Source organism: Pseudomonas sp. B10(2017) (assembly GCF_002113295.1).
Classification (GTDB): Bacteria; Pseudomonadota; Gammaproteobacteria; order Pseudomonadales; family Pseudomonadaceae; genus Aquipseudomonas; species Aquipseudomonas pudica.
Window position 1 is genome coordinate 48,743 of sequence record NZ_NEJU01000004.1, and the last position, 12,895, is coordinate 61,637.

The 12,895-nt window shown below is 64.1% G+C and carries 11 protein-coding genes; 8 read left to right on the forward strand and 3 right to left on the reverse strand.

Annotation, left to right across the window (positions count from 1 at the left end):
* Positions 1–118: 118 nt before the first annotated feature.
* From CAF92_RS06865 to CAF92_RS06885, 5 genes are read left to right on the forward strand one after another with little or no spacing between them, the layout of a single operon-like run.
* Positions 119–1,525: an ABC transporter substrate-binding protein gene (locus tag CAF92_RS06865; RefSeq protein WP_085599913.1), complete on the forward strand. Its 1,407-nt coding sequence runs from the start codon at positions 119–121 to the stop codon at positions 1,523–1,525.
* Between the two features lie 15 nt (positions 1,526–1,540).
* On the forward strand, positions 1,541–2,323 hold the full coding sequence (locus CAF92_RS06870; protein ID WP_085599915.1) for an ABC transporter permease: 783 nt from the start codon (positions 1,541–1,543) through the stop codon (positions 2,321–2,323).
* Entirely contained in the window at positions 2,323–3,174 is an 852-nt protein-coding gene (locus CAF92_RS06875; protein WP_085599917.1) for an ABC transporter ATP-binding protein, read from the forward strand. The genes CAF92_RS06870 and CAF92_RS06875 overlap by 1 nt, the downstream gene beginning before the upstream one ends.
* Positions 3,171–4,136, forward strand: a complete 966-nt coding sequence (locus CAF92_RS06880; RefSeq protein WP_046616392.1) for a HEAT repeat domain-containing protein — start codon at positions 3,171–3,173, stop codon at positions 4,134–4,136. Before CAF92_RS06875 ends, CAF92_RS06880 begins: the two co-directional genes overlap by 4 nt.
* Positions 4,136–4,420: a gamma-butyrobetaine hydroxylase-like domain-containing protein gene (locus CAF92_RS06885; RefSeq protein ID WP_085599919.1), complete on the forward strand. Its 285-nt coding sequence runs from the start codon at positions 4,136–4,138 to the stop codon at positions 4,418–4,420. The genes CAF92_RS06880 and CAF92_RS06885 overlap by 1 nt, the downstream gene beginning before the upstream one ends.
* A gap of 174 nt (positions 4,421–4,594) precedes the next feature.
* Here CAF92_RS06885 and CAF92_RS06890 read toward each other — a convergent pair whose 3' ends face one another.
* Both CAF92_RS06890 and CAF92_RS06895 read right to left on the reverse strand, forming a co-directional pair.
* The gene (locus CAF92_RS06890; RefSeq protein ID WP_085599921.1) at positions 4,595–5,458 is read right to left on the reverse strand and encodes an ABC transporter ATP-binding protein; all 864 of its coding nucleotides are present in this window, start codon (positions 5,456–5,458) and stop codon (positions 4,595–4,597) included.
* Positions 5,455–7,056 carry an ABC transporter permease gene (locus CAF92_RS06895; RefSeq protein WP_256573696.1) on the reverse strand — a complete coding sequence of 534 codons (1,602 nt, stop codon included), beginning with the start codon at positions 7,054–7,056 and terminating at the stop codon, positions 5,455–5,457. The genes CAF92_RS06890 and CAF92_RS06895 overlap by 4 nt, the downstream gene beginning before the upstream one ends.
* Positions 7,057–7,353: 297 nt before the next feature.
* Here CAF92_RS06895 and CAF92_RS06900 point away from each other — a divergent pair, with 297 nt between their 5' ends.
* Both CAF92_RS06900 and CAF92_RS06905 read left to right on the forward strand, forming a co-directional pair.
* Positions 7,354–8,391, forward strand: coding sequence for an ABC transporter substrate-binding protein (locus CAF92_RS06900; protein WP_085599923.1), 1,038 nt, complete (start codon positions 7,354–7,356; stop codon positions 8,389–8,391).
* 37 nt (positions 8,392–8,428) lie between these two features.
* Positions 8,429–9,334: a TauD/TfdA family dioxygenase gene (locus CAF92_RS06905; RefSeq protein WP_085599925.1), complete on the forward strand. Its 906-nt coding sequence runs from the start codon at positions 8,429–8,431 to the stop codon at positions 9,332–9,334.
* A gap of 114 nt (positions 9,335–9,448) precedes the next feature.
* Here CAF92_RS06905 and CAF92_RS06910 read toward each other — a convergent pair whose 3' ends face one another.
* A complete protein-coding gene (locus CAF92_RS06910; RefSeq protein WP_085599927.1) occupies positions 9,449–10,363 on the reverse strand; it encodes a LysR family transcriptional regulator in 915 nt (304 codons plus the stop codon).
* 156 nt (positions 10,364–10,519) lie between these two features.
* Here CAF92_RS06910 and CAF92_RS06915 point away from each other — a divergent pair, with 156 nt between their 5' ends.
* Positions 10,520–12,892: a TonB-dependent receptor gene (locus CAF92_RS06915; RefSeq protein WP_371916237.1), complete on the forward strand. Its 2,373-nt coding sequence runs from the start codon at positions 10,520–10,522 to the stop codon at positions 12,890–12,892.
* Positions 12,893–12,895: the final 3 nt, after the last annotated feature.

Genomic DNA, 12,895 nt, shown 5'->3' on the forward strand with positions numbered 1-12,895 from the left:
TTCATCCTGCCATCCGGCGCACCACCGGACGCCCTCCCGCTGTGCCCCTCGTTTCCCACCACCCAAGCCGGGCGGCGGAGACGATCCAACTCTTATAACGACTCGAGGGGAAACACCCATGCGCCTTGTTGCAACCGTGGCCGGCCTCGCGCTGGCGCTCACTGGCCTGAATGCCAGCGCCGAAACCATCCGCATCGCCATTGGCACACAGGACACCACCATCAACTGCGCCACTGGTGGCCTGCTGATACGCGAGCTTGGCCTGCTGGAGAAGTACCTGCCGCATGACGGCAAATACAAGGATGCCAAGTATCAGGTGGAGTGGAAGAACTTCACCAGCGGTGCGCCACTGACCAATGAAATGGTCGCTGGGAAACTCGACTTCGGGGCAATGGCCGACTTCCCCGGGTCGTTCAACGGCGTTGCTCACCTGGACGCCGGCAAGCGCAGCCTGTTCGTAAGCGTGCTGTCGGGCAGCGTGCACGGCAGCGGCAATGGCATCGTCGTACCCGCAGCATCCAGCGTGCAGTCGTTGACTGAACTCAAGGGCAAGACCATTTCCGTGCCATTCGCCTCCACCGCCCACGGAATGCTGCTGCGTGCCGTAGCAGCCCAAGGCTGGGACCCGCAGAAGGATGTGCGAATCATCGCCCAGGCGCCGGAAATCGCCGGTTCCGCCCTGCGTAGCAACCGCATCGAGGCCCATGCCGACTTTGTGCCGTTCGCCGAACTGTTCCCCAACCGCGGCTTCGCCCGCAAGATCTATGACGGCGCCCAGGCCAACGCACCGACCTTCCATGGCGCTTTGGTCGATGCCGATTATGCGAAGAAATACCCCGAAGTGGTCACCGCCTACCTGCGCGCCAGCCTCGAAGCCGATCGGCTGATCGCTGCGGAACCTGAGAAGTACAGCGAGTTGATCGAGAAAGTCACCGGCATCGAAGCCGAGGTCAATTACCTGTTCCACGGCCCGCTCGGCCTGCAGACCCGCGACCTGACCTGGAAGCCTGAATACCGTCAGGCAGTCGCAACCTCCATCGATACGCTCAAGCTGCTCAAAAAGACCGACCGTGGCCTCGACACCGACAAGTTCATCGACGACCAATACATCCGTGCGGCCTTCAAGGAGGCTGGCCTGGACTACGACAAGGCGCTGAAAGACTACGATCCGCAGCCACTCAAGGCCAATGACGCGCTGACAGGCAAACCGATCACCGACTTCAGCCGCCTGGCACAGATCTGGGTGCGCGGTGAAGGCAAGGTCCGCCACTACGCTTCGCCGGAGGCCGCGCTTGGCGCCTTGGCCCAACTGGAGCAGGAGGGCAGGGACATCCGCGCCATCTACGCCCAGGCCGCCGACAGCGGAATCAAGTTGCTGGCCAACCAGGCCTGGTTCGTGCGCAACGCAAAGGGTGAGCTGGCGGCGTTCCTGCTCAAGGACCAAGCCGAGCAGTATGCCAAGGCCCATGGCGGTGAAGCGCTGGACTTCGTCAGCGCCAACCAGAAGCTTGTCGCTCAGCGCTGACCGGGAGGCACCGACATGACCTGCAACCTCAAGCGCTGGCCGGTGCGCCTCGCTTCGCTGGTGGCCTGCCTGCTGTTCTGGCAGGTCGCGGCGAGCATGAAGCTGGACCTCGGGCTGCTGACGTTCACCTATGTCCCCACACCGAAGGCGGTGCTGGAAGCTGCTTGGCAGCTGCTGACATCCAGCACCCTGCTGGCGCACCTGGGCAGCAGCTTGTCACGGGTGTTTGCCGGTTATGCCGCCGCAGCGCTGATTGGCGTTGCCCTGGGGTTGTTGATCGGCCGCTCGAAATGGGCGGAGGACACCTTGCTGCCGCCACTCGAAGTGCTGCGGCCGATTCCGGCAGTGGCCTGGATCCCGCTGGCGATCCTGATGTTCCCCTCGTCGGAACTGTCGATGGTGTTCATAACCTTCACTGGTGCGTTGTTCCCGATCCTGCTGAACACCGTCCACGGCGTCGAGGCCATCGACCCGCGCCTGGTAGCATCGGCGCGCAGCCTCGGTGCAGAGCGTTGGTCGATCCTGCGCGAAGTGGTGTTGCCTGGAGCGTTGCCGAGCATCGTCACTGGCCTGGCCATCGGCATGGGGACTTCATGGTTCTGCCTGGTCACCGCCGAGATGATTTCCGGACAGTTCGGTATCGGCTACTACACCTGGGAGTCGTACACCTTGCAAAACTACCCGGACATCATCGTCGGCATGCTGCTGATCGGCGTGCTGGGCATGGGCAGCAGCGCCCTGGTCAAGCGACTTGGGGAGTTGGCCACGCCTTGGTACCGCACGCGGAGGGCCAGCTGATGAATAGTTATCAACCAGCGCCAGGGCGTATCGACGGGCGTGGCCTGTCGATACGCCTGGGGCACGGCAGCGAAACATTCGAGGCTGTGCAGCGTCTGGATTTTGCCGTAGAGCCTGGCGAATTCGTCTGCATCCTTGGCCCCTCCGGTTGTGGCAAGTCGACGTTGCTTGGCGCCTTGGCCGGGCACCTGGTGCCCAGCAGCGGCCAGTTGAGCGTGGATGGCCAGACCGTTTCCGGGCCGTCACCGCAGCGCGGCATGGTGTTTCAGCACCACACCTTGCTGCCTTGGCGTAGCGTGCTCGACAACGTGGCCTTCGGCCTGAAGATGCAAGGCCAGGGCCGCGCCGAACGTCGCCAGCAGGCTCGTGAAATGCTGCAACTGGTGGGGCTGGCCGACTTTGCCGGGCGCTGGCCCAGTCAGTTGTCCGGCGGTATGCAGCAACGGGCCGAGATTGCCCGGGTGCTGGTCAACCGCCCGCGCCTTTTGCTCATGGACGAACCCTTCGGTGCCCTGGATGCGCAAACCCGTGCACGCATGCAGGAGCTGTTGCTGGATATCTGGGCAAGCATCCGCACCACCGTGGTGTTCGTCACCCACGATATCGACGAGGCGCTGTTCCTGGCCGACCGTATCCTGGTGATGAGCCCGCGACCTGGCCGCTTTATCGAAGACCTGCACCTGAAATTTCCGCGCCCACGCCGCGCCAGCCTGCTGACCAGCCCTGAATTCACTCACCTCAAGCGTCACTGTCTGGCCTTGCTCCGTCACGAGGAAGGCCGCGAACTTCCGCGCCTGACCCCGCTGGGCCTGCCGGACACTGAGCACCCACCGCTACGGATCGCACTATGACTGAACGAACGACTGACAACCCCGACATCCTTGCTCTTCTGCCTCGCCTTGGTGCCGCTGATGCAGGCGTGCGCCGCATCGCCCTGATCGAACTGGCCGACCTGGAAGACCCGGATGGCTTGCCATGGCTCACCGATGCACTGCTGGTGGATGCCGCCGACGAGGTGCGAGCCGAGGCCGCGCGCCTGCTCGAGGCCTGGGAAGAACCCGAAGTCGTGCAGGCCCTGTGCGCTGCGCTGGCCGATGCTGCCGAGCCGGTACGGCTGGCTGCCGCGCAGAGCCTCAGCGAACTCAAGAGCCTTGAAACCGGTCAGCTGATCCTGCCATGGGTCAAGCATGCCGATGCCTTCGTCCGTGCCAGCGCCCTGCGTGCCTTGCGCGAGTTGCGCCTGGAAGATGCTGCAGAGCCCGCACTTCTGGCCCTGGCCGATGGCGACGCCGCGGTCCGGCGTGAGGCCGTGGGTATTCTTGGCTGGCTCAAGCACCAGCCGGCGTTGCCAGCATTGGCAAAGCTTGCCGCAGACGAGCCGGACACCGAGGTGCGCCGCGCGGCCATTGGTGCGCTGGGCCTCGCCCGCGACAGCGCGGTGGTGCCAGCATTGGTGGCTGCATTGGCTGACAAGGCCTGGCAAGTGCGCGAAGAAGCCGCCACCACGCTAGGCAAGGTGGGCCTGGCCCCAGCAGGACCGGCTCTGGTAAATGCTCTTGCCGATGACTTCTGGCAAGTACGTCTGCGTGCGGCGCGGTCCCTGGGGCGGCTGCGTCATGCTGCGGCCCTGGACGCGCTTGGCGAGTTGCTTGGCCACGGCATTGCCAACCTGCGCAAGGAGGCGGCTCTGGCCCTGGGTGAGCTGGGCCAGGCGCGTGCCTTGCCGGTGCTGCAGGCCGCCGAGACCGATAGCGACCCCGAGGTGCGCAAGGCTGTGCGGATCGCCATGGCGCAACTGCGCGGGGCCTCCTGATGAACGCCCCGCAAGCTATTCGCAACATGCGCGGGCCAGGGCAACTGGTGCTGCAATGGCAAGACGGCGAACACAGCCTCAGCCATGCCCGCCTGCGCGGTGCCTGCCCCTGTTCGCAATGCCGAGCGGCACGGTTGCAGGGGGGCATCAGCCTGGTTCGCGATGATGTGCGCGTGGTGCAGATCGAGCCGCAAGGGTATGGCGTGCAGCTGGTGTTCAGCGATGGGCATGAGCGGGGTATCTACCCCTGGGCTTACCTGCATGACCTGATTGCCCAGTCCTGAATTCGCAAGCGGTCCGCGTACCCTGTGGGAGCAGCTTTAGCCGCGAAGAATCCAACGCGGTGCATGGCACCGGCTGCGCCGGTGTTCGCGGCTAAAGCCGCTCCCACACGGTCCCGGCTAATTCAATGAGTTATTTGCAGTTCTATGAGTACGGGCATGCCCGCTGTCACAGGCTCAAAGCGCAATCAGCTCCGGCCTGAGCCCTTCGACCCTTCGCACCGGCGGCGCCAGGTAGCCGCCATCCCCGGTAATCTGGTGCAGCACCTTCTCCCGCAGCTGGTGAAGTGCAACGCCCGTACGCAAGCGTGGGTGGGGCAGGTCGATCTCCACCACCGACTTGATCCGCCCCGGGCGCGGCTCCAGAACCACCACCCGGTCGGCCAGGTAGGTGGCCTCTTCAGCGTCATGGGTGACCAGCAGCGTGGTGATGCCGGCACGTTCGCGAATGGCCAGCAGCTCGTCCTGCAGTTGCTGGCGGGTCAGCGCATCCAGCGCGCCGAACGGTTCGTCGAGCAGCAGGATACGCGGGCTGGCTACCAGGCCTCGGGCGATCGCCACGCGCTGAGCCATGCCGCCGGACAGCTGGTGTGGGTAGGCCGACTCGAAGCCGACCAGCCCCACCAGTTGCACGAATTCGTGTACCCGCCGCGCGCGCTCACCCTGGGTGAGCGGTTCGTTGACCAGGCCCAGGGCAATGTTCTGTTCCACGCTCAGCCAGGGGAACAGCCGGTGTTCCTGAAACACGATGCCGCGTTCGCTACCAATGCCGTTGACAGTGTGGCCGTCCACACGGATGTTGCCGCTGTAGTCGGTATCCAGCCCTACCAGCAGGCGCAGCAGGGTGGATTTGCCACAGCCGGAAGCACCAACGATGGCGATGAATTCACCCTGGTTGATCGACAGGTTGAAGTTGCGGATGGCTTCCAGCGGCTGGCCATCGACGCTGAACACTTTGCCGACCCCCTCGAAGCTGACCAGGGGCGGAGTGACGTCGGGCTGGTTGGCCGCGTGCAGGTGCGAGGTATTGAAGGCGTTCATGCGGTTCTCCAGCGCGTGGCGCGCGATTCGAGGCGTTGTCCAAGGGTGCCGAGCAGGGCGCCGACCAGGCCGATCAGCAGCATGGCGGCCATTACCTGGTCCATGCGGAACAATTGCTGGGCGCCGATCATCAGGCTGGCGATGCCACCATCCGAGGGCATGAAGTATTCGGCACCGATGGTGCCCAGCCAGGCGTAGATCAGCGACAGGCGCAGGCCGGCAAAAATGGCCGGGGCTGCGCCGGGCAGCACCAGCAGGCGCAGGCGTTGCCACAGGTTCAGGCGCAGGGTGCGCGCGGCTTCACCCAGCTGGGGCGAGAGGCTGGCGATACCGCGCTGGGTGGCGATCAGCAACGGGAAGAACGCAGCCATGCCGACGAATACCTGCTTTGCCCCTTCACCCAGGCCGAACCAGGCTGTGAGCAGCGGCACCCAGGCAAACAGCGCCACCTGACGCAATGCCGACAGGCTGGGCCCGAAGATACGTTCGGCATTGGCCGAAAGCCCCAACAGCAAACCGACCAGCAGGCCAGCGCTACCGCCCAGCAGCAAGCCGGCCAGGGCGCGCTGCAGGCTCAGCAGCAAGGCTTGCGGCAGCGAACCGTCGGCCAGGCCGGTCAGCAGAGTGCGCAACACTTCTAGTGGCGAGGTCAGGATGTTGCTGTCGACCCAGCCAAAGCTGCTGCTGGCCTGCCACAGGGCCAGCAGTGCCAGTGGCAGCAGCAGGCTTTGCCAACCCCGCGGCACGGGGCCACGGTGCTGCTCCCCTGTGGCCGCTTGCGGCCAGTACAGCAGGCGCTTTTCCAGAGCCGAGAAGCCGTGCTCCAGCAGTGCGCCGACCAGGCCGATCACCAGGATGCACAGCAACACCAGGTCGAGCATGAACAGCTGCCGTCCCCACACCATCAAGTAGCCAATCCCTTCGCTGGAGGCCAGCAGTTCGACTGCCAGCAGCGAGGTCCAGCCGGTGGCCAGGGCCAGGCGTACGCCGGTGAGGAAGGCGGGCAGGGCAGCCGGCAGCAGCAGGCGCAGGAACAATAGATGGCGAGGCAGGCGCAGCACCGCAGCGGCCTCTCGCAGCTTGGGCTGGGCATCCCGTACACCGACCAGCGTGTGCAAGGTAACGGGGACCACCACGGCTTTCACCAGCACCACCAGCTTGAGCAACTCGCCGATCCCGAAGAACAGCATGAACAACGGGATCCAGGCCAGGGTAGGAATCTGTGCCAGCGCGACGAAGGTCGGCAGCACCAACGTCTGCGCCCGCCGCGAAGCACCCAGCCAGACCCCCAGCAGCAACCCGCTGCCGATGCCGACCGCCAGCCCCCAGAACAACCGCTGCAAGCTTATCCACAGGTGCCCCCACAGCTCGCCGGAACCAAACTCCACCGCGCTCTGCCATACCAATGCTGGCGCCGGCAGAATCTGCTCGCTCATCCAGTGCTCCCGGCTGGCCACTACCCACAGCAGCGCAACCAGCACAGGCAAGACCCAGGGCAACAAGCGGGCGCGATTCTTTTGGGAGCGGCCTTGCGTCGCGAAAGGGTCGCGTAGCGACCCTCGGAGCCATCCACGACTTCTGCTCAGAATTCCATTCATCGGCCATCTCTCGAAGCGTTGTTAGATTATTCATTTATGGAATTAAAAATTCTTAAAAATGACTTTCAAGAGATAAGAACATGCGCTTCATGCATACGGAAGCCCCTCGCCGTTGCGTTTTCCTCATATTTTCCATGCATTTTCCGCAAGCCGGCCGCAGACCCGCATGCCGCCTGATTTATGCCTTCCAGTTACTGAAGAATGAAGTTTTGATCTTTGTAGGTTCTAACCAGACCTGCCTAGCTTCTGGCCAAAGCGCCGGCCATCGCCGGTGGCAGCCTGCCAAGGAGCCTTGCCATGAAAACCCCGCTGCGCCACCTGATCACCGCCCTCGGGCTGGCCTTCACCCTCAGCGCCCACGCAGTTGAGCCGGCCAAGCCAGCAAGCATCCGCATCGCCGTGCCCGACCTCAGCGCGGGCAGCAAGCCCAGCGCCGGTGGAGTGGTCGACGTGCTGCGTGACCAGCAACTGCTGGAGAAGGAGTTCGCCAAGGACGGCATTCGCATCGACTGGCATTTCTTCAAGGGCGCCGGGCCGGTGGTGAACGAAGCGTTGGCCAACGGCCAGGCCGATTTCGCCTACCTCGGCGACCTGGCCGCCATCGTCGGCAAGGCCAACGGCCTGGACACCCGCGTGCTGTCGGCGGGCGTACGTGGGGTGAAGAGCTACCTGGGCGTGGTGCCCGGTTCCGGCATCAAGACCCTGCACGACCTCAAGGGCAAGCGCGTGGCGGTGTTCCGTGGCACCGCCAACCAACTGTCGTTCGCCAGCGCCCTGGCCAGCCAGGGGCTGAGCGAGCGCGAGCTGAAGGTGATCAACCTGGACTTCAACGCCGCCAATGCCGCACTGGCCGCCAAGCAGATCGACGCCACCTGGGGCCTGTCCAACCTGCTGTCGCTGCGCGAGCGCGGGCTGGTCGAGCTACCCGTCAACTCGCGTGACCTGGCAGGTGCCGGCAGCACCCAGGCAGTGCTGCTGGGCACTGGCGATTTCATCCGCAAATATCCCGAACTGGTGCAGCGCCTGGTCAATACCCAGCAACAGGCCAGCGCCTGGCTGCGTGACGAACACAACCGCGAGGCCTACGTCGAGCTGGTGGCCAGCAATGCCAACTGGCCGCGCAGCATCCTCAGCGACGACCTGGCCACGGAAGACCTGGCCCATTACTTCGATCCACGGCTGGACGCCGAATTCGTCGGCCAGCTGCAACAGGGCGTTGACCTTGCCGCCAAGGAGCGCCTGATCCGCCGTGGCTTCCAGGTGGCCGACTGGATCGAACCACGCTTCCTCGATGCCGCCCTGCAACAGAGTCAGGCCGTGCAGGCCGCCCGCTGAATCCCAAAGACCCGACAATGACCGCAAGGACACGACCATGAGCAACGCTGCCCTGGCCTCCGCGCCACAAACCCTCGAACTCGACATCCACCCGGTTGCCGGCCGTATTGGCGCCGAAATTCGCGGGGTGCAATTGTCCGCCGACCTTGATGCCGCCACCCTCGACGCCATTCAGGCCGCGCTGGTGAAGCACAAGGTGATCTTCTTCCGTGGCCAGACCCACCTGGATGACCAAAGCCAGGAAGCCTTCGCCAAGTTGCTCGGCGAGCCGGTCGCCCACCCCACCGTGCCGGTGGTGGATGGCACCAGCTACCTGTTGCAGCTCGATGGCGCCGAAGGCCAGCGGGCCAACTCCTGGCACACCGACGTGACCTTCGTCGACGCCTACCCCAAGGCCTCGATCCTGCGCAGCGTAGTGGCACCGGCATCCGGTGGCGACACCGTGTGGGCCAATACCGCCGCGGCCTACCAGGATCTGCCTGAGCCGCTGCGCGAGCTGGCGGACAAACTTTGGGCGGTGCACAGCAACGAATACGACTACGCCAGCGTGAAGCCCGATGTGGACCCGGCCAAGCTGGAGCGCTATCGCAAAGTGTTCACCTCAACGGTGTACGAAACCGAGCACCCGGTGGTGCGCGTGCACCCGATCAGCGGCGAGCGGGTACTGCAGCTGGGGCATTTCGTGAAGCGCATCAAAGGTTATTCGCTGGCTGATTCACAACACCTGTTCGCGGTGCTGCAAGGGCATGTGACGCGTCTGGAGAACACCGTTCGCTGGCGCTGGCAGGCGGGGGACGTGGCGATCTGGGATAACCGCGCGACGCAGCATTATGCGGTGGATGATTACGGGACCCAGCCGCGGGTGGTGCGGCGGGTGACCCTGGCGGGTGAAGTGCCGGTCGGGGTGGATGGCCAGTTGAGCCGCACCACGCGTAAAGGCTGATATCGCTGGGGCCGCTTTGCGGCCCTTTCGCGACACAAGGCCGCTCCTACAGGCGATCGCATACCCTTGTAGGAGCGGCCTTGTGTCGCGAAACGGGGGCAAAGCCCCCGCCAGCTACACCTCGGTATCGCAGGCAATCAACTGCCTGACCAACCCCTGAGCCAACGGCGAAAGCCCATACCCCACCCGGCTCACCACCCCATAACGGGTATAGAACGCTTCTTCCTGCTCCACCGTCAGGTCGGCCAGCTGCAATGCCACCAATCCCCCGTCACGCTGATACGGCCCCAAGTTGGCATTGCAGGCAATGCCGATGGTGTCCGAATGCATCACCACATTCAGCAGTGCATAGCCATGCTCGCACTCCACCGTCGGCAGAAAATCCTGCCGCCCGCTGAGGTCGCTGAGGATCTTGCGAATGTTCGGCGGGCGGAAGGTAGTGGCCAGGGGGTAGTCGAACAGATCACGCGCCCGCACGCTCTCGCGCTCGGTCAACGGGTGCCCGACGCGGCAGCAGAAATGCCAGCGCTGCGGCGCCAGCTTGTGCACCTGGTAGTCCGGGTCGGACTCGAACTGACGGGTGTCTGCGACGAAGAACTCGATCTCCTCGGCAACCAGCTTGCGGTTCAGCGCCTGCCAGTTATCCACCTGGAAGCAGGTACGCGCCGCGGGGTATTCGGCGACGAAGCGTGCCACCGCCCGCGGTACCAGCCCCCCGGCCGGCGCCGGCCCGGAACCGAAGCGCACCACGCCGGTGGTGGCACCGTTGAACTGGTGTATCTCGTTGACCAGGTTGTGCGCCCCATGCACCAGCCGCCGCGAATGCTCCAGCACCAGCAGGCCCTGGCGAGTCGGCGCCAGCTCCTTGCTGGCGCGGTCCACCAGGCGGCAGCCAATGTTGTGCTCGAGGGTCTGGATGCTGCGGCTGAACGCTGATTGCGACAGGTTCACCGCAGCCGCCGCAGCAACGAAGCTGCGGTGCTCGACAAGGGCAATGTAGTGGCGCAGCTGACGGAGATCGATATGCATTTTTTACATTGAAACTTTCGGTCGAATGCAATTGCTGACAAGGGTTAGCCCCCTTATAAAGGGAGTCACTTATTCCACAAAATATGAATTACAAATATTTATATCGCCTAAAAGAATATAAGCCCGACTGACCGCGATTCGGTTCCGCCAACGGAAATGCTCGCCAGGGCCCATGCCTCAAGGAGCATTTGCATGTCCGGAGTTTCCCGTTGGCCTGCGCGCGCGTCGCGTTTCACCTTGCAACCCTTGGCTGCCGGCGTGCTGCTGGCGGCGTCCTCTGCCAGCTTCGCCGAAGAGCCAGTCAGTGCTACCCCTGCGGTGGAGCAGGAAGCCAAGCTCGGCACCGTCACGGTCAATGCCCGCCGCCGCGAAGAAACCGCGCAAAGCGTGCCCACGCCGATCAGCGTGCTCGATAGCGAAACCTTGGAAAGCCAACGCATCTACCGCGTGCAGGACCTGCAGCAACTGGTGCCTAGCACCAACGTCGCCTACGTTCACGCCCGCCAGTCGAGCATTTCGATCCGTGGCCTGGGCAACAACCCCGCCAGTGATGGCCTGGAAGGCAGCGTCGGCATCTACCTGGACAACGTTTACCTCGGCCGCCCCGGCATGGCGGTTTTCGACCTGCTGGATGTGGAGCAGCTGGAGGTGCTGCGCGGCCCTCAAGGCACGCTGTTCGGCAAGAACACCACCGCCGGTGTGCTCAACATCACCACGCGCAAGCCCACCTTCCACCGCGAGGGCAGCATCCAGCAGTCGATCGGTGAAGACGGCTACCTGCAAACCCAAGGCAGCTTCTCGGGGCCGATCAGCGACACACTGGCCGGTCGCATCAGCGCCTATCGCACCGAAGACGACGGTTATGTGAAGAACATCCACAACGGTGACGACCTGAACGGCGGCAAGCGCCAAGGCTTTCGTACCCAACTGCTGTTCAAACCGAGCGAAACCTTCAACCTGCGCTGGATCGGCGAATACAACGAAGAAGACTCCGACAACGGCATCCTCAGCCTGTACAGCACCGGCCCGACCATCAATGGCGTCAACCGCTACGAAAGCCTGGCCGCCCAGGCCGGCGCAACGTTGGTGTCGGGCAAGCACCGCAAGGTCAACTTCGACGCCGACCAGCAGGTGACGGTGTTCCAGGGCGGTACCTCGGTGGAGGCCAACTGGACCCTGCCCAACGACTTCACCCTGACCTCGATTACCGCCTACCGCTGGTGGGACTTCACCCCGCGCAACGACGACGGCCTCAACGTACCGGTGTTCTACAGCGCCGGGGTATCGGTGCGCGACAAGCAGTACTCGCAGGAAATCCGCCTGGCTTCGCCCACCGGTGGTGCTTTCGACTACGTGCTGGGCGCCTACTACTTCAAGCAGGACCTGGACAACAAATCCTTCACCTACTACGGGCCGCAGGCGGATATCTGGAACCTCACCCCGGCCGGCGCCCTGGCCAACGTCGACACCGTTGGCAACGGGCACATCGACACGGACAGCTATGCGCTGTTCGCCCAGGGCACCTGGCACATCACCGACCGCCTGGATTTCACCGCCGGTATTCGCGGCACCTATGAAGAAAAGAGCGCCTGGGTGACCCGCGATGCACCAACCGGAGGTGCGGCAGTAACCGGGGCAGCCGCAGCAGCGCGTCAGGCCCGGGTAGGGGCGTACGACTCAGGCGATCTCAACCAGTACAGTTTCAGCCCCTCTGGCCTGCTGGGCCTGAGCTATCGCTTCAACGAGCAGTTGCTGGGTTACGCCACCCTGACCCACGGCGAGAAGTCTGGCGGCATCAACCTTACCGTTGGCGCTGCGCCACGGCTGGGCACCGACTCGCTGCTGGTCGGCACCGAGCGGGTCAACAACGCCGAAGTCGGCTTGAAAAGCTCGCTGTTCGATGACCGCCTGCAACTCAATACCAACCTGTTCTGGGCCGAAGTGCATGGCTACCAGGCCAACGTCTACGACCAGATCAACCGCGTGCAGTACCTGGCCAACGCCGGCAGCGTGCGCTCGCGTGGCCTGGAGTTCGAAGCCACGGCGTTGCCGGTGCGCGGCCTCACGGTCAACTTCAACGGCTCGTGGAACGACGTGCGCTACACAGACTACAAGGACGCCCCATGCCCGCCTGAAGTGAGCCTGGCCAATGCCACTGCCACCTGCGACCTGTCCGGCCACCAGGTGGTCGGCGCCTCCAAGTACATCGCCAACCTGAACACCCAGTACAAATGGCAGGCCAGCGAGCACATCGAACCCTACGTCACCGCCAGCTACGCCTTCCGGTCGAAGGCGGTGGGCACCATCGACGACTCCGATTTCGGCCAGATCCCCAGCTACGCGCTGGTCAACCTTTCCGCCGGTGTGCGCCTGGACCAGGGCGACGGCGTGGTCGACCTGTCGCTGTGGGTGAAGAACGCCGGCGACAAGACCTACTTCACCAGCCTGTGGAACTCCGCCAACGGTGGCTATGCCGGCGTGCTCGGCACCCCGCGCACTTTCGGTGCCACCGCCCGTTACGACTTCTGAGCA

What these genes read in the sequence shown, in the direction of transcription:
- CAF92_RS06865 (WP_085599913.1), top strand. Translation starts at nt 119, where the DNA reads ATGCGCCTTGTTGCAACCGTGGCCGGCCTCGCGCTGGCGCTCACTGGC.
- CAF92_RS06870 (WP_085599915.1), top strand. Translation starts at nt 1,541, where the DNA reads ATGACCTGCAACCTCAAGCGCTGGCCGGTGCGCCTCGCTTCGCTGGTG.
- CAF92_RS06875 (WP_085599917.1), top strand. Translation starts at nt 2,323, where the DNA reads ATGAATAGTTATCAACCAGCGCCAGGGCGTATCGACGGGCGTGGCCTG.
- CAF92_RS06880 (WP_046616392.1), top strand. Translation starts at nt 3,171, where the DNA reads ATGACTGAACGAACGACTGACAACCCCGACATCCTTGCTCTTCTGCCT.
- CAF92_RS06885 (WP_085599919.1), top strand. Translation starts at nt 4,136, where the DNA reads ATGAACGCCCCGCAAGCTATTCGCAACATGCGCGGGCCAGGGCAACTG.
- CAF92_RS06890 (WP_085599921.1), bottom strand. Translation starts at nt 5,458, where the DNA reads ATGAACGCCTTCAATACCTCGCACCTGCACGCGGCCAACCAGCCCGAC.
- CAF92_RS06895 (WP_256573696.1), bottom strand. Translation starts at nt 7,056, where the DNA reads ATGAATGGAATTCTGAGCAGAAGTCGTGGATGGCTCCGAGGGTCGCTA.
- CAF92_RS06900 (WP_085599923.1), top strand. Translation starts at nt 7,354, where the DNA reads ATGAAAACCCCGCTGCGCCACCTGATCACCGCCCTCGGGCTGGCCTTC.
- CAF92_RS06905 (WP_085599925.1), top strand. Translation starts at nt 8,429, where the DNA reads ATGAGCAACGCTGCCCTGGCCTCCGCGCCACAAACCCTCGAACTCGAC.
- CAF92_RS06910 (WP_085599927.1), bottom strand. Translation starts at nt 10,363, where the DNA reads ATGCATATCGATCTCCGTCAGCTGCGCCACTACATTGCCCTTGTCGAG.
- CAF92_RS06915 (WP_371916237.1), top strand. Translation starts at nt 10,520, where the DNA reads ATGCTCGCCAGGGCCCATGCCTCAAGGAGCATTTGCATGTCCGGAGTT.